Here is a 15,619-nt window from a genome sequence, read left to right on the forward strand (position 1 = left end):
TGAGCTTACTATTAGGATTAAAAGACGAGCCGTTTCTTATTCGATGAAGTGTTTATAAACTCTTTACATGTCATGTAGGTTTTGTAAGTGCTGGTAAATCACTCGATAAAAACGTGTACGCTGTGACCATTCTTCGACTGATTGCTGCATTAACCTTTGGCGATTTGCCCATGATAAAGCAGAGGCATTTATATTCCAGTTTCTCATCAGCATCGATGGAAATAGTAAAGAAGCAAGAAAAAAACGCTGCTTGCTTAATTCTTTTATTTTCGAGTGTTGAAGTAGTTCTTTCATCGACCACTGGACGTAAGGCAAAAAGCGCTGGACAAGCTGAACATAGTCATAAAGAGCAGGAGCTTTAGCCGATAAGTCAAAATCAATCATAACAATACCCAAGTGGTTTGTTTTCAAGAAATTATGTGAAGCAACGTCACCGTGAATAATGGAACAGTTCAACCCACTATCTTTGAAACGTTCCATTAAGACTAAAGCTTTTTCTCCCCAAGTCACAATATCTTTATATACATGAAATTGATTAAATTCCCTAAATATATGTGAGGTTTCTCGAAAAGAGGAAAGCCGCTTTTTCCATTTTAAAATAAGATCATACTCAGAAAGCTTTGTATACGCGGCTATTTTCTTTTTATGAACTTCTCCATGATAGCGGATCAATGCTTGTAATACTTCTTCGCGATCCTGAAAACTTTCATACGTTACCTCTTTTACTTGCTTAACAAAAGGCATCATCGCCCAATACAAATGACGGTCCTTTATATAAAGTTCACCTTCTGGGTAAGCTTCGAAATTAACAGCGTACCCTTGTTGAATCTGAGATAAAAAATGATAAACATGTTCAATTTTACCTTTGTCTCTGTATGCTTTTATTACTTTTTTTCCTTTATTCGTATCCGCTATGATGACATGAGGCTTTTTCATACGGTAGGTCTCAACGTGAATATCTCTTTTTTTCAAATAGAGAAAGAGACGATTTAAATTAAAATCGTCTCGTGTATAATAATCAATCTTCATCTTCGTCGTACTCATCATATTCTGGAATACTAAATGCATTTGGGTCAAACGCAGGATACGAAGGTACACCAATCATGCCATATGGGGCTGGATAGGGTGCCCTTGGGTCCTGAAAGCCATAAGGTACCTGCTGTTGGTACTGTGGATAAGGCTGCTGTGGTGCATAGTCGTCAGGTCTTGGTTCACCGCATCCGCAGTCTCCTTGCTGCTGTGGCGCATATTGCTGCCCATAATGGTAAGGTGCGTTTCCAAAACCATCGGAAGAACTTTCATAATGGCCACCTATCATAGCTCCTTGTACTTGTGGATACATTGGCGCTTGATGATAGGCCGGATAAACGGGCTGCTGATATCCCCATGGAGGCGGACAAGGAGAACATTGTACCGGTCCATAGCAGCTGTGTGGCAGCATTGGATACATTGGCATCGGTGCCATGTGAGCGCCCATCGCATGTTCTTCAAACGATTCGTTTTCATAACCGTGATGATACATTGGAGCCTGTTGATACATTGGCATTGGATATGGCTGCGGTGCATACATTGGCGGATGACACGGCATATAATTAAATCCGCAGCCTGGCATCACAGGCGATATTGGCATGATTGGGTAACATGGCATTTGAGGAGGCATTTCTATACTCTCCATCTCAGGACTTTCTGGCGATTCATGCTTGGGTAGTTCTTTTGGTGCTTCTTTTTTGGGAGCCTGCATCGCCATATTAACGGTGTAATAATTGTTAATATCAATCTCAGGTGCAATTGGCTTTAATTTAGGAAGCTTTGGCGCAACTGGCATTTCTTTTTTAGGCTGCGCAATTGGTGCTTCTTTTTTAGGCTGTGCGATCGGTGCTTCTTTCTTTGGCTGCGCAATCGGCGCTTCCTTTTCCGGTTGAACAATCAGTGCTTCTTTCTTTGGCTGCGCAATTGGTGCTTCTTTTATCGGCTGCATAAACGGTGTTTGAGCAGGCTGATTAGCGGACTTTTTCTCATCTGGACTTTCATCAATTTCCGTTACTGGATAAGCTTTTGTGGATTGGTCACTATAAGGGTGTTGAACTTTAGGCATTTCTTTTATACCAGGTGAAGGAGCTCCTTCTTTTTGAACAGGCACTCCGCTTGTCGGCACTTTAATTTTCATTCCAGGCATGATCATGTCTGGATTGCTTAATTGAGAATTCGCTTTTTTTAACTCTTCAAAATTAACCCCATACTTTTCAGCGATTTTCCAAAGGGTATCCCCTTTTTGAACGATATGGATTTTCAACGTCATTCCCCTCCCGAGTAGAGTCTCTGCCATCTATATGTGCAAAATCAAAGTAAGTTCTGTTTGTTCATCACAAGATATGCCTTGAACCATTTTTTTATTCATTTTGCCCACAGTTTGGTTCAAGTTTTTATGATAAAGAAAAAAAGACTTATCAACACAAACAATATGTCAATAAGTCTTCTTTTAGACCTTCTCTTTTTAATTGTCTTAAAAATCTTTATGCTCGTTCTAACATATTCGTTAGCGCTTTGATCGCCCCTTGTGCTGTATGTTTATCCACCTTGATTTGATTCACTTCTGTTCCTTCTTCGATGCTTTCTAAAGCCCACAGCAAGTGAGGCAAATCAATTCGGTTCATCGTCAAACAAGGACACATATAGGGATTAAGCGAAACAATTTCTTTATCCGGATGACTGTTGATAATCCGTTTCACCAAGTTCATTTCCGTGCCAATGGCCCATTTAGAGCCTGAAGGAGCTTTTTCAATTGTATCAATAATATATTTTGTAGAACCTGCATAATCTGATTTTTGCACCACTTCATAAGAACACTCTGGATGAACAATAATATTCATCTCAGGCTGCTTCTCGCGTAAATAATTAATATTTTTAACCGTGAAATTTTCGTGCACAGAACAGTGACCTTTCCACAGAATCACCTTGATGTTGTTTATATCCCCTTCATATTCAAGCATTTCTTCAATAGGATTCCAAATGGCCATTTCATCTAGTCCAACACCTAAATCATAAGCAGTGTTTCTGCCTAAATGCTGATCTGGCAAAAAGAGAATGCGCTCTTTTTTAGAAAATGCCCACTCCACCATATTTTTTGCATTTGAAGATGTTACCGTTGCACCATCATGTTCGCCTACAAAAGATTTAATTGCAGCTGTAGAGTTCACATACGTAAGCGGAATAATCGTATCTCCGAAAAGATCCTGTAAGACAGGCCATGCCTTTTCTGTTTGCTGAATAGTAGCCATATCAGCCATTGAACAGCCAGCTCGCATATCGGGTAAAATGACTTTTTGATTTTCAGCTGTTAAAATATCAGCTGTTTCTGCCATGAAGTGAACGCCGCAAAACACAATATGCTCAGCTTCTCTATTTTCAGCTGCTATTTGAGCCAGCTGTAAGGAGTCTCCTACCGCATCTGCAAACTCGTACACTTCGTCTTTTTGATAATGATGGCCGAGCAGAAACAATTTGCTTCCGAGCTTTTTCTTAATTTCTAGTACTCTTCTTTTCATTTCATTTTCTGTGAGCTGCGTATATTTAGCGGGCAGCGTTTGCTGCTGAAGCGTTTGTAATAAACTCATCGTTTTCTGTTCCCCTTTCTGTTAATAAGTCCAAACTGATATCGATAGACCCTGCTGAATGCGTTAAAGCTCCAAGTGAAATATAGTCCACTCCGCTGTCTCTAAAAGAATGGAGCGTGCCAAGCGTAATTCCACCGGATGCTTCTGTGACAATATGAGCCGGAACCAGTGGTATCCAATCTTTAATGACTTCTGGAGAACAGTTATCGAACATAATGACATCTGCTCCTGCCTCTATTGCTTCTAGCAATTGACTTTTGTTTTCAATTTCTACTTCCACCTTAACCATATGTCCAACCTGCTCTCTTACTCTCACAACAGCGTCTAGAATAGATCCTGCATGTGCAATATGGTTATCTTTTAACATGACGCCATCGTACAATCCAAAACGATGATTATAACCTCCTCCAGCACGAACGGCATACTTCTCTAACATTCGCATACCAGGCGTTGTTTTTCGCGTGTCACATATGCGCGTATGTGAGCTGCCAAGCAGCGCTACGGCTTTGTGCGTTATCGTGGCAATGCCACTCATTCTTTGAAGTAAGTTTAAGATTACCCGTTCACCGGTCAAAATAGATCGCACGGGTCCTGAAACGGTAGCTATTTTATCTCCAGGCTTAAGAACATCTCCATCTTTTTTCTCGAAATTCACTTTCACGTCAGGGTCTATTAAATGAAATCCTTCTTTAATCAATTCCACTCCTGCGATAATACCTGATTGCTTTGCTGTGAACACAGCCTTCCCTTGATCAGACGGAGAAAAAATAGCTTCACAGGTTATATCTCCATCTCCAATGTCTTCTATAAAAAAAGACTGCAATAGTTTTTGTAATTTCAACATGTTCATTGTGCTACCTTCACCTTTCCTTTTAGATTTCCTTGCTTATAAAATCAATGATTGTTTTGTTGAAGCAGTAGACTGCTTAATAATTCGCTTATGCTCCCATTCTTGCTTTTCATGCGGAAAGTCACTTCGGTAATGACCTCCTCTACTTTCTTTTCTTGCAAGAGAGGACTCTGCAATAAGCAGACCCGCAGTTAGCATATTACAGATGGTCGCAGCTTCCCTCGAATATATAACTTCTTGATCAAGAGGTATTCCACCCAGATAATTTGTGAATTCATGCACAATAGTAGCCAATTCGTTTTCATGACGAACGATTCCTACACAATCCATCATTTTATGCTGAATTTGTCTTGTGGCAGGCAGTATTTTAGGCATATCTTTATAGACGTAACGGACGGGTGTATAACGAGATACCGTTCTCGCTTTATGTAAAATATGACGCCCTGTCCGTTTTCCAAATACAAGACACTCTAACAATGAATTGCTTGCTAGACGATTTGCTCCATGAACGCCTGTAGAAGAAACTTCCCCCACGGCATACAATCCTTCAACACTTGTTTGTCCGTAACCATCTACTTCAATTCCACCCATTAAAAAATGTGCGCCGGGAGTAACAGGTATTTGTTTTTTGTCCAGTTGAATTTTATACTTCCGACACAGTGCCGTAATCGTAGGGAATTTTTGTTGGAAATGAGCCACTTTTTCAATGTCTAAAAATACGGATCTTCCTTTTTTCATTTCATTAAAAATTGTCCTTGCTACAACATCTCGCGGTGCTAAATCCTTAAAGGGATGAACGCCTTCCATTATGCGTTCATTCCATTCATTTACCAGTACGCCACCTTCACCTCGAACCGCTTCGGACACTAGACCTTTCGCTTCCTTTTGATACAAAAGCGTCGGATGAAACTGAACAAATTCTAAGTCCGCTAATTTTGCTCCAGCCCTGTACGCTAGCGCTAGCCCATCTCCTGTCGCAAGCGGCTGGTTAGATGTATGCTTGTACAAAGCGCCGATTCCTCCGGTAGCAATAACCGTTTGACGAGCATGATATATAGTAATTTTGTTGTTTTTACCTTGTCCGATAGCACCTCTGCACGTTCCATCTACAGTTATTAAATGCTGAATCATTTCGTTTTCAATCACTGTAATATATGGCAGTACTTCTTTTTTCAAAAAAGCGAACAGCGCTTGTCCTGTTGCATCCCCACCTGCATGCAGGATACGATTCATACGATGGGCTCCTTCTTTTCCAAAATGCAGCGTACCATCTGGATTTTTATCAAACTTCATTCCTTTATGAATCAATTCATTTACTACAGCCGCACCTTCTTCCACTAAAGTACGTACCGCTTGTCCATTGCAATGCTTATTGCCTGCAACCAACGTATCATAGAGATGTTCACTCCAGTGATCGTTGCTTCCAATAGCAGCTGCTACTCCGCCTTGAGCAAGAACTGAGTTATTGCGGTCAAGTTTCCCTTTCGTTACCATTACAACTCTGTTATGACGACACAGTTCATAAGCTGCAGAAAACGCTGCTAATCCGCTTCCAATAATTAAAACATCCGTCTCTAACATTTTACACCTCTTTATTTACATGTGTCTTGACACCTATATTTACATATTATTAAATGAAAGACAAGAAGTTTTTTTATCGGAGGGAGAAAATGATTTATCTGGACTATGCAGCAACAACGCCAATGAGACAAGAAGCAATTGAGGTATATACTGAAGCGGCAACAAGCTATTATGGAAACTCCAGCAGTCTTCACACGCTTGGAACACAAGCAGAGAATTTACTTACGCTATGCAGAAAAAAATTAAGCCTGTTAGTAAATTGTCGAGAGGATGATCTTTTTTTTACAAGCGGGGGAACAGAAGCTAATTACTTAGCTATTCATTCTCTTTTAAAAGGAAAAAATGACAAAAGAAAACATGTAGTGACAACGAAGCTTGAACATTCTTCGGTTCTTCATACGTTGCAGCAGCTTGAAAAAGAAGGATTTTCCCTATCTTACGTACCTGTAGATCAAAACGGAGTTGTGTCTGTAGACGACTTAAAGAAGACTATTCGCCCTGACACTGTGCTAGTAGCCATTCAGCATATCAATCATGAGCTCGGTACAATCCAGCCAGTTGAGGATATTGGCCATTTTTTATCTGAAAAAGAAATTCTCTTTCACTGTGATTGTGTTCAATCTTTCGGTAAGCTTCCTATTGATGTTAAAAAGCTGAAAGCTGATAGCATCTCAGTCTCTAGTCATAAAATTTACGGACCAAAAGGTGTAGGAATGGTATACATGAATTCAAGTTCTTCTTGGAAGCCTATTTACCATAAAGCAACTCATGAAAAAGGCTTTCGCCCTGGGACTGTAAATACAGCGGGCATTGCTGCCTTTACTGCAGCAGCTGAATGCGCATATGCAGAAATGAAGACCGCCCGAAGCCATTATGAGCGCTTAAAATCGTACTTACTGGAAAACCTAGAGCCTCTTGCTTCGTTTATAGAAGTAGAAGGCCTTGGGAACTCTCATTTTCCTGGAATTATTGGACTGACGTTTTCAAACATACAGGGTCAATATGTTATGTTACAATGTAATCGTCATGGAATTGCTATCTCTACGGGAAGTGCCTGTCATGTAAATCACCAGGAACCATTAGCTTCTCTACTTGCGATTGGCAAATCGACTGCGAATGCTAAGAACTTTGTACGTATTTCATTCAGTCAACATTCAACGTTTAAGCATATTGATCGACTCATATCCGTTTTTCGTTTATTACAGCAAGAATTTATGACAGTGTAAAAGGAGGGATTAAAGGTGCCAGGAACTCAAAAGAAAATTCTTGGAGAAGAAAGAAGAGAACTTATTCTACAATGGTTAAAAACAGAGAATAAACCAATGACAGGCAGTGAGCTTTCGAAACGAACAAACGTTAGCCGCCAAGTCATTGTACAAGATATTTCGCTGCTTAAAGCTAAAAATGAGCCCATTATCGCAACAAGCCAAGGATATATTTATATTCAAAATCCATCTCAAACTACCGTGCATCAGCGAATTATTGCCTGTCAGCACACGCCAGAAGATGCTGAAAAGGAGCTTCTTCTGCTTGTTGATCACGGCATTCTCGTAAAAGATGTAACCGTTGAACACCCTGTGTATGGTGAATTAACAGCTTCCGTTATGATTCAAACCCGAAAAGAAGTAGAAACGTTCATAGAAAAAATTCAAGAAACAAACGCAACTTATTTATCTCAGCTAACAGATGGGATTCACCTTCATACGATTGAAGCAGATACAATTGAAAAACTGAATGCTGCCTGCTTAGCTCTTGAAGCAGAAGGCTATTTAGTTTCGAATGAATAAAAAGGTGTTATAACAAAAAAAATCCCGCTTTAAAGCGGGATTTCTGTTTCAAGTAGTGTATGGGGATAGCTTCCTAAAAGCTCTACGCTACAGCCTAGTGCCTCAAGTTCAGCCATAGCCCCAGGGATTAATACTTCATCCATTTTTTGTTCAATATCAACGATAAAGAAATAGTTTCCAAGCCCTGTTTTCATAGGACGGGATTCAATTTTAGACAGATTTAGCTTACGCCAGGAGAAAGCTGAAAGCACTTGATGAAGCGCTCCTGCCTGATCAGATGGAAGTGTGATCATTAACGTTGTCTTGCATCCGTTTCCAGCTAAAAATGGCACCTCTTGCGCTCCATCTTTATGCAAAATAACAAACCTTGTTGTATTATGATCATAATCATGAATGTTCGGGCAGGCAATATGTAATCCATATTCATGGGCTGCTAACCCATTCGCAATAGCTCCAATATTAAGCTCAGGGTGTTCGCTTACATACTTAGCAGCAAACGCCGTTGATGTCATCTCTTCTACTGCAGTTGACGTACATTCTCCGTGTAAAAATTTATGACACTGCGCAATTGCATGAGGATGAGAATAAATCGTTTCAATGTTTTTCCACTGTTCTGCACGAGATGGATGAACCATTAAATGCTGACGAATTGGAAGCACAATTTCCCCAACAATCGGCAGACGACGTTCATGAATAAGATAATCAAGTGTTAAATTTACAGATCCTTCAAGTGCATTTTCTAACGGTACAATTCCATACTCAATTTCTCCGTTATCCACTGCATCAATGCATGCTGGAATTGTTTTGTATGGAATATGGTCGTCGTGCTGTTTAAATACGCCTTGGACGGCTACATGTGTAAATGTTGCCTTTGGTCCTAAATATCCTACTTTCCCCACAATCATGTCTCTCCTTATCTATATCTGTTTACCATTATGCCCCTGAACCAAGCACGTCCACTTTATCTACAAACTCTAAGCTTTTCAGTCTTCGCAGCATTTCATTTAATTCAACATTCATGCTTGCTGTATCTAATGAAAGAGTTACGTTGGCACGCCCTTGTAAAGGGATGGTTTGGTGAATCGTTAACACATTGCATCCCGATGATGCAACGGTGCTCAATAAATGTGATAAAGTTCCTGATCGATCTTCAATATGAAAAAATAGTGAAATAATTCGCTGTTTGACAACCGTCTGAAACGGAAAGACCGTGTCGCGGTACTTATAAAAAGCACTGCGACTCAAGTCTACGGCTTGTACAGCATCTGCTACCGATTCAGCTTTTCCCCGTTCAATTAACAGCTTCGCATCCAATGTTTTTTTCATCGCTTCTGGTAATACATCTTCGCGAACTAAATAAAACTGCTTATCGCTCTTATGCAAGTAAAGCCCCTCCCCTTATCCTATGAACAACAATTAGTCAATAAATTCAAATTCATATTCAAACAGCTTTACAATATCGCCATCTTTTGCTCCTCGTTCACGAAGGGCTTCATCGACGCCCATGCCTCGAAGCTGGCGCGCAAATCGACGAACTGATTCTTCACGTGAGAAGTCAGTCATCTTGAATAATTTTCCGATTTTTTCACCGCTTAATACGTATGAACCATCGCTATCACGCGTAATAACAAATTCCACTTCTTTCTTTTCATGCTTGTACAATACGCGGTGCATAGATAGATCTTCCTCTTCTTGCATTGGGAATTCCGGGGTAGTTTCTACAAGATCAGCTACTGTAAATAACAGTTCGCGGATTCCATCACGCGTTGCCGCAGAAATTGGAAAGACTTTCACTTCGTCTCCTACTTTTTCTTTGAATGCAGCTAGATTCTCTTCAGCTTGCGGAATATCCATTTTATTTGCTACCACTACTTGCGGACGTTCTGTTAAACGCATATTATATTGACGCAGCTCTTCATTAATGGTTAAGTAATCTTCATATGGGTCACGGCCTTCTAAACCTGACATATCGATTACATGGACAATAACGCGAGTACGTTCAATGTGACGTAAAAACTGATGACCTAATCCTACCCCTTCATGTGCACCTTCGATTAGCCCTGGTAAATCGGCCATCACAAAACTGCGATTATCTTCTGTTTCAACTACTCCTAAATTCGGATTAATTGTTGTAAAATGATATTCAGCAATTTTTGGCTTTGCAGCAGACGTTACGGATAATAACGTTGACTTTCCAACACTTGGGAAACCAACTAATCCTACATCGGCTAATACTTTTAATTCAAGAATTACATTTCTCTCTTTACCCGGCTCTCCATTTTCTGAAAGCTCCGGTGCTGGATTTGCAGGTGTAGCAAAACGCGTATTCCCACGCCCTCCGCGTCCACCTTTAGCAATCACTGCGCGCTGGCCGTGCTCAACTAAATCAGCAATCGTTTCGTTCGTATCTTCATCTAACACAACCGTACCTGGTGGAACTTTTACAATCATCGGCTCAGCATTACGTCCGTGCTGCCCTTTTGACATTCCATGTTCACCGCGGCTTGCTTTAAAGTGACGCTTATAGCGGAAATCCATCAGCGTACGTAATCCTTCTTCTACTTCAAAAATGACATCTGCACCGTGACCACCGTCACCACCTGCAGGGCCTCCTTTTGGTACGTACTTTTCGCGACGGAAGGCAACCATTCCATTTCCTCCGTCGCCACCTTTTACATATACCTTGACCTGATCTACAAACATTTCTTTTCCACTCCGTTCTATATCTTAGCTCCTGCAATAGCAAAAGCGCTGTTAACTTATTGTGAGCATAAGGCTAAATTCATCTTCAGACATATGCTGTTCAACCAATGCAACTCCTTGAGCGCACTCATAACATTGTAGCTTGTTTTGTAGCTTCTGTATATCTGTTAGTATTCCACTAAAGTCAAAAAAGAAACGAATTCCCTGTTCTTCAATGCATACTGAAATACTTAAATAGTTTTCTGCATGATAATCAACATACTTTTCGAGTGCTTCTGTCAAATAGCAACACCAGTTGTATACGAACTCATCGTATTGTGATAAATCCTTCAATTCTCCGAGCACTTCCACATCTAAGCGAACAGCATGGTTATTCCAATGATAGGTCATAACAAAGCCCGCAAACAGTCGCATATTGATGTTTGTTAACTTGGATTCATGTTTGGATTCATTTACAATTTCTTCAATGATTTCATTCGCTCGATCAAGCCGATTCAACGCCAGATTGCCTTTGATTAATTGCAGCTTATTTAACCAATCATGCCGCGCGTATCTTAATACCTCTACGACATCCCATTCTTTTTCCATCTTAGCACTCCTAACTTTGACTCGAGCATAAGTATTTCACAACGCTGACAAACATCTCGTATCAATCTTCTTAGATATGTTCGATTATAACAAATTCCAATGGGTAATAGGTGAAATATTCTACAAAAAAGAAAACTCTAACCTACTTGGGTTAGAGTTTTCTTTTTGTATCTTATGCTTCTTGAGCAACAGGGTATACAGATACTTTTTTACGGTCACGACCGAAACGTTCAAATTTAACGATACCGTCGATTTGAGCGAATAAAGTATCATCTCCACCACGACCTACGTTTGCACCTGGGTAAATTTTAGTACCGCGTTGACGATATAAAATTGAACCACCAGATACGAATTGGCCATCAGCACGTTTAGCACCAAGACGTTTCGAGATTGAATCACGACCGTTTTTAGTACTACCTACTCCTTTTTTAGAAGCGAAGAATTGAAGGTCTAATCTTACTAACATGACATCCACCTCCTGTTTAGTTGTCGTTAATTTTTATATAATTACTGTAATCTAATTCGATCGTTTTCAGTGAAACAACCATACCCTCTAATAGCAATTGAATCTGTTCCAATATGAACGAATCCACATCTTTTGGGATCTCACAACGGAGATACCCACCATCTCCACCTTGCTCTAAGTGCGGTTCAACCCCACTTATTGAAAAGATAGCATTAATTGTCCCAAATGAAACTGCAGATGCTCCCGCACAAACAAGATCTTTTCCGTGTTCGGAAAAGTCAGCATGTCCACTCATCGTGAACCCGTCAACTTTCTTATTTGCATCACGAGAAATCGTCACCTTAATCATTTGTTATAATTACGCGTTGATAGCGTCGATTACAACTTTTGTGTAAGGTTGACGGTGACCTTGCTTACGACGATAGTTTTTCTTTGCTTTGTATTTAAATACAGTGATCTTTTTAGCGCGACCTTGTTTTTCAACTTTAGCCGTAACTGTTGCACCTTCTACGAAAGGAACACCAACTTTCACGCTGTCGCCACCTACAAATAATACTTTGTCAAAAGTAACTGTTTCGCCTTGTTCACCAGCAAGTTTTTCAACGTAGATTGCTTGACCAGCCTCTACTTTAATTTGCTTACCACCAGTTTCAATAATTGCGTACATTCTCTGCACCTCCTCTAAAAACTAAGACTCGCCATCACAGGTGTTCAAGTGAACTTAAAACCTGTTCTGAGCGGTTGTAGCACGGGTGCTACAAACCAACATATTAAATCTTACTACAAATCAAAGGTTAGTGTCAATTGGAATTCATGTTTTCTTCTAAAATTTTATATAGAAGCAGAGACCCTTTTTTGGATCTGCTCATTCGACCCCAATTGACGCAAAACAAATGCGTTTGTATAATCATCGCTTGGCGTAAGATATACGGTTTTTTTTACCATTTTCTCTAAAGCGTTGAGAAACCCTTGAGCCTTCATTTCATTTATAACATCACTTCGCGTCTCAATCCAAATAGCCTCTTCTTCCGCGCCGCGATGTTCCCAAATTACACGTTCAATTTGAAAAGCAGCCGTTTTGGAATCAATCATTTTACCGGTTCCTTCACATACTTCACAAGGCATAGTTAATGTTGATCCAATACTATTGCGCACTTTCTTCCGCGTTAATTGCAATATGCCAAGCTCTGTAAAGCCAACTACATTGGTCCGCACTTCATCTTGTTCACATAGCTTTTTCATGTATCTTTCTACTTCTGTCCGATCTTCTTTATGAGGCATATTTATAAAATCAATTAAGATCATGCCGCCTAAGTGACGTAATTTCATCTGTTTGGACAGTTCATACGCAGCTTCCATATTTGTTTGAAGCATTGTCTTTCGAATATTATCTTTTCCTGAAAACTTCCCCGTGTTCACGTCCACGACCGTCATCGCTTCCGTTTCGTCAATAACGATATAGCCTCCGCTTTTGAGCCACACGATTCGCTTTAAAAGCTTCTCTATTTGCCGTTCCACATCGTAAAAAGAGAAAATATTTTCATTTCCTTTATAGTACTCTATTGACGAGTTAGGGTAGGTAGTTTGAAGATGCTGATATAGGTCGAAGTCATCTACTACTATCCCGTCAATTCCTTGTTGAAGTGCAGCTTGCACTCTTGTTTCGAGAAAATCTTGTCCTTTGCTGACTAGGGCAGGAACTTTCATTCCCTGTGTCTGTCGTTCAAGGCGCTCATATTTTTTCTGTAGCTCTTTTATTTTATGTTGGACCGCGGCTTCTGATTTTTCTGCAATCGCTGTTCGAAATAAAAAGCCTTCCATACCTTGCTTTAACCGCTCACCAAGCTGCTTCCACTGTTGTCGTTTTGGCTCAGCTATTTTTTTGGATACAGCCACATAGTTTCCGTGCGGTAAATATACAAGCTCATCGGAAGAAAATTCAATGATACCCGTCAGCTTGGGACCTTTTGTCCCAATGCCTTCTTTTACAACTTGAACCAATACTTTTTCTCCTTCACGAATAAAAGCAGACATCGGCTGCTGATCTTTGTGAGGATTCTCTGACTGCTGATAGGATACAAGTTCATTTCGATGAATAAATCCGTTCATTGATAAACCGATATCGATAAAGGCTGCTTGCATATGCGGCAGTACTTTTACTACTTTACCCCAATATATATCACCAATAATTTGATTCTCGCTTTGTTCTTGTAAATAGATTTTTTCTAGTGCTTTATCGTTTATCACGGCTATACGTTTTGAAGAAGTAGCCGCGTTAATAATACATGCCTTCACATACATTGCCTCACTTTAATCTAAATTCATAGGAAAAAGTTCGGTCAGTGCAACCGAACTTTTTTCATTCTATTCTATGTTACTAGAAATCAGTAAACTGTTACAAGTTCGTCTAGTTGGCTATTTGTTCTTTTTTCTACAAAGTAAGCGTGTAAAAGTTCATTTTCATCAATTTGTACATGCTCGCCTGTTTGAGATGTAGCAATAATCATATGCTTACAACCTCTTTGGAATTTTTGCAGGACTTGATGGAGCGTCTCACTGGTTGATACACTTAGCGTTTTTAAAGCTCCAATTGGATGCTCTTTGCCATGATATCTCTCCAACAAAAAGCGCATGTAGACAAATTGCCTGCTCTTCCATTCCAAATATCCGGATATAATTAAAAATGAAATAACAATCCATAAGTGCAGCTGAAAAGGATGCATAATGACGGCGTAGATAATACCGACAGCTAAAAAAAACGTTGATAACCGGAGCGCAAGCTTATGCGCTTCTAAAAATGGTAAAGACCGACTGCAAATTAAAAAAAGCAGCTTCCCTCCGTCCAATGGCCAAATGGGCAAAAGGTTAAACAGTAAAATCACCGTGCATTGAAACATAAATTGCTCATACGTTTCCAAAGACAACACATTTATTTTCATTAATAAGAAAGCAGCTCCAAACATCCAGAGATGCTGAAGAGGTCCACTTATTGTCACAATAAACTCTTCTCGAAATGGACGGTTCCCATGTTCATCTACTTCTGCTACTCCTCCAAAAGGTAAGAGCATAATTCTGCGAATCCGCCAAGAAAAACACTGAGCCGCTACGGCGTGGCCCAGTTCATGAATAATTACAATAATAAATAACAAAAAAAGCTGCTTTACCGTAGCCGTTAAGATACCAATTACGAAAATCCCCCAAAACAATGGATGAATGTGAATTTTCATCAATAACGAAAAAGCACTATTCAAATTGAATCACCTGACTAGGATCCACAAACTTATCGCCTTTTTTAATAGCAAAATAGAATGTTCCAGCATCGCCTTTTTTACTGTTTTCCACAATTCCTACTTCTTTGCCTTTATTCACAAAATCATACATACTAACATTGATTTTTTTGAGCTGTCCATACCAAGTTTCGGTTCCATCGGCATGTTGAATAATAATGGTATTCCCAGTATCATCACGTTTTCCTACATACCTTACGATACCTTCACTCATTGCTTCTACAACCGAATCCACTCCTGTTTGAACCGTCACGCCTTGCTTACTTTGAGCAAATGTTTCCGTTACTTTCCCTGAAGCTGGAGTAGCATATTCTCCGCTTACACTTTGCTCCGTTTTGCTAGACTCTTTATTCGGCAATAGCGTTAACGGCTTCCCAAACTTATCTTCGTACCAGGAGGAAACAGCTGCAAACTGAAATTCTTTATCCATTGTTTGTTGAACCGCCACTCTGGCCTGTTCAAAAGTAGGAGAAGCGTTCTTGAACATAATCCCTACAATTAACACTAAGCAGGCTGAAGCTAAAATTTTAAATAAAAAGCGTTCTTTTCGAAATAACGGGTGATATTCCTTTGCTGATGGTGTGTATTCAACCGTAGAATAATCCATCGATCCATATTTTTCTTCTTCACTCATTAAGGACGTATGAAGAGGTTCTTGAGGAAGACGCTTCGTTGTATTTAATTGTTTTCGCTTACGCTCAGCAATTCGTTTACGGATTTCATCAGCACGTCGATTCATGATT

General features: G+C 39.9%; 17 protein-coding genes and 1 other annotated feature. Of the genes, 2 read left to right on the plus strand and 15 right to left on the minus strand.

Features of this window, described 5'->3' with window-relative positions; genetic code table 11:
- Positions 1–63 precede the first annotated feature (63 nt).
- From Q5794_RS23835 to nadB, 5 genes are all read right to left on the minus strand, one after another.
- On the minus strand, positions 64–1,029 hold the full coding sequence (locus Q5794_RS23835; RefSeq protein ID WP_226897419.1) for a phosphotransferase: 966 nt from the start codon (positions 1,027–1,029) through the stop codon (positions 64–66).
- Positions 1,019–2,299, minus strand: coding sequence for a SafA/ExsA family spore coat assembly protein (gene safA, locus Q5794_RS23840; RefSeq protein ID WP_214984246.1), 1,281 nt, complete (start codon positions 2,297–2,299; stop codon positions 1,019–1,021). The genes Q5794_RS23835 and safA overlap by 11 nt, the downstream gene beginning before the upstream one ends.
- Before the next feature lie 214 nt (positions 2,300–2,513).
- Entirely contained in the window at positions 2,514–3,614 is a 1,101-nt protein-coding gene (gene nadA / locus Q5794_RS23845; protein ID WP_129704900.1) for a quinolinate synthase NadA, read from the minus strand.
- On the minus strand, positions 3,571–4,464 hold the full coding sequence (gene nadC / locus Q5794_RS23850; RefSeq protein WP_192995719.1) for a carboxylating nicotinate-nucleotide diphosphorylase: 894 nt from the start codon (positions 4,462–4,464) through the stop codon (positions 3,571–3,573). The genes nadA and nadC overlap by 44 nt, the downstream gene beginning before the upstream one ends.
- A gap of 36 nt (positions 4,465–4,500) precedes the next feature.
- The gene (gene nadB, locus Q5794_RS23855; RefSeq protein WP_215054940.1) at positions 4,501–6,045 is read right to left on the minus strand and encodes an L-aspartate oxidase; all 1,545 of its coding nucleotides are present in this window, start codon (positions 6,043–6,045) and stop codon (positions 4,501–4,503) included.
- 89 nt (positions 6,046–6,134) lie between these two features.
- Between nadB and Q5794_RS23860 the strand changes: the two genes are divergently transcribed.
- A complete protein-coding gene (locus tag Q5794_RS23860; RefSeq protein WP_214984244.1) occupies positions 6,135–7,271 on the plus strand; it encodes an IscS subfamily cysteine desulfurase in 1,137 nt (378 codons plus the stop codon).
- Positions 7,272–7,286: 15 nt separating this feature from the next.
- The gene (locus tag Q5794_RS23865; RefSeq protein ID WP_192995713.1) at positions 7,287–7,832 is read left to right on the plus strand and encodes a transcription repressor NadR; all 546 of its coding nucleotides are present in this window, start codon (positions 7,287–7,289) and stop codon (positions 7,830–7,832) included.
- A 29-nt stretch (positions 7,833–7,861) separates the two neighbouring features.
- Here Q5794_RS23865 and pheA read toward each other — a convergent pair whose 3' ends face one another.
- The 10 genes from pheA to Q5794_RS23915 form a co-directional block, all read right to left on the minus strand.
- Complete coding sequence (pheA, locus tag Q5794_RS23870) at positions 7,862–8,737, minus strand: prephenate dehydratase (RefSeq protein WP_214984243.1); 876 nt, start codon at positions 8,735–8,737, stop codon at positions 7,862–7,864.
- Positions 8,738–8,765: 28 nt separating this feature from the next.
- Positions 8,766–9,215 (minus strand): ACT domain-containing protein, encoded by a 450-nt coding sequence (locus Q5794_RS23875; protein ID WP_013059332.1) that lies wholly within the window; start codon positions 9,213–9,215, stop codon positions 8,766–8,768.
- A gap of 33 nt (positions 9,216–9,248) precedes the next feature.
- A complete protein-coding gene (obgE, locus tag Q5794_RS23880) occupies positions 9,249–10,535 on the minus strand; it encodes a GTPase ObgE (protein ID WP_214984242.1) in 1,287 nt (428 codons plus the stop codon).
- A 51-nt stretch (positions 10,536–10,586) separates the two neighbouring features.
- On the minus strand, positions 10,587–11,123 hold the full coding sequence (locus tag Q5794_RS23885) for a Spo0B C-terminal domain-containing protein (protein ID WP_013085118.1): 537 nt from the start codon (positions 11,121–11,123) through the stop codon (positions 10,587–10,589).
- A gap of 172 nt (positions 11,124–11,295) precedes the next feature.
- Positions 11,296–11,589, minus strand: coding sequence for a 50S ribosomal protein L27 (gene rpmA, locus Q5794_RS23890; RefSeq protein WP_013059335.1), 294 nt, complete (start codon positions 11,587–11,589; stop codon positions 11,296–11,298).
- Positions 11,590–11,605: 16 nt separating this feature from the next.
- A complete protein-coding gene (locus Q5794_RS23895; protein ID WP_214984241.1) occupies positions 11,606–11,938 on the minus strand; it encodes a ribosomal-processing cysteine protease Prp in 333 nt (110 codons plus the stop codon).
- A 9-nt stretch (positions 11,939–11,947) separates the two neighbouring features.
- Positions 11,948–12,256 (minus strand): 50S ribosomal protein L21, encoded by a 309-nt coding sequence (gene rplU, locus Q5794_RS23900; RefSeq protein WP_013059337.1) that lies wholly within the window; start codon positions 12,254–12,256, stop codon positions 11,948–11,950.
- A 14-nt stretch (positions 12,257–12,270) separates the two neighbouring features.
- Positions 12,271–12,342, minus strand: a sequence feature (ribosomal protein L21 leader region).
- A gap of 78 nt (positions 12,343–12,420) precedes the next feature.
- Positions 12,421–13,890: an Rne/Rng family ribonuclease gene (locus Q5794_RS23905; protein WP_214984240.1), complete on the minus strand. Its 1,470-nt coding sequence runs from the start codon at positions 13,888–13,890 to the stop codon at positions 12,421–12,423.
- A gap of 83 nt (positions 13,891–13,973) precedes the next feature.
- On the minus strand, positions 13,974–14,840 hold the full coding sequence (locus Q5794_RS23910; protein ID WP_050688563.1) for a M50 family metallopeptidase: 867 nt from the start codon (positions 14,838–14,840) through the stop codon (positions 13,974–13,976).
- Positions 14,833–15,615 (minus strand): peptidoglycan DD-metalloendopeptidase family protein, encoded by a 783-nt coding sequence (locus Q5794_RS23915; protein ID WP_374988483.1) that lies wholly within the window; start codon positions 15,613–15,615, stop codon positions 14,833–14,835. The genes Q5794_RS23910 and Q5794_RS23915 overlap by 8 nt, the downstream gene beginning before the upstream one ends.
- Positions 15,616–15,619 lie beyond the last annotated feature (4 nt).

The organism is Priestia megaterium (assembly GCF_041941685.1).
In the GTDB taxonomy this organism is placed as follows: Bacteria; Bacillota; Bacilli; order Bacillales; family Bacillaceae_H; genus Priestia; species Priestia megaterium_C.

What these genes read in the sequence shown, in the direction of transcription:
- rplU (WP_013059337.1), bottom strand. Translation starts at nt 12,256, where the DNA reads ATGTACGCAATTATTGAAACTGGTGGTAAGCAAATTAAAGTAGAGGCT.
- Q5794_RS23915 (WP_374988483.1), bottom strand. Translation starts at nt 15,615, where the DNA reads ATGAATCGACGTGCTGATGAAATCCGTAAACGAATTGCTGAGCGTAAG.
- pheA (WP_214984243.1), bottom strand. Translation starts at nt 8,737, where the DNA reads ATGATTGTGGGGAAAGTAGGATATTTAGGACCAAAGGCAACATTTACA.
- rpmA (WP_013059335.1), bottom strand. Translation starts at nt 11,589, where the DNA reads ATGTTAGTAAGATTAGACCTTCAATTCTTCGCTTCTAAAAAAGGAGTA.
- nadA (WP_129704900.1), bottom strand. Translation starts at nt 3,614, where the DNA reads ATGAGTTTATTACAAACGCTTCAGCAGCAAACGCTGCCCGCTAAATAT.
- Q5794_RS23860 (WP_214984244.1), top strand. Translation starts at nt 6,135, where the DNA reads ATGATTTATCTGGACTATGCAGCAACAACGCCAATGAGACAAGAAGCA.
- obgE (WP_214984242.1), bottom strand. Translation starts at nt 10,535, where the DNA reads ATGTTTGTAGATCAGGTCAAGGTATATGTAAAAGGTGGCGACGGAGGA.
- Q5794_RS23885 (WP_013085118.1), bottom strand. Translation starts at nt 11,123, where the DNA reads ATGGAAAAAGAATGGGATGTCGTAGAGGTATTAAGATACGCGCGGCAT.
- Q5794_RS23835 (WP_226897419.1), bottom strand. Translation starts at nt 1,029, where the DNA reads ATGAAGATTGATTATTATACACGAGACGATTTTAATTTAAATCGTCTC.
- nadC (WP_192995719.1), bottom strand. Translation starts at nt 4,464, where the DNA reads ATGAACATGTTGAAATTACAAAAACTATTGCAGTCTTTTTTTATAGAA.
- Q5794_RS23895 (WP_214984241.1), bottom strand. Translation starts at nt 11,938, where the DNA reads ATGATTAAGGTGACGATTTCTCGTGATGCAAATAAGAAAGTTGACGGG.
- nadB (WP_215054940.1), bottom strand. Translation starts at nt 6,045, where the DNA reads ATGTTAGAGACGGATGTTTTAATTATTGGAAGCGGATTAGCAGCGTTT.
- safA (WP_214984246.1), bottom strand. Translation starts at nt 2,299, where the DNA reads ATGACGTTGAAAATCCATATCGTTCAAAAAGGGGATACCCTTTGGAAA.
- Q5794_RS23905 (WP_214984240.1), bottom strand. Translation starts at nt 13,890, where the DNA reads ATGTATGTGAAGGCATGTATTATTAACGCGGCTACTTCTTCAAAACGT.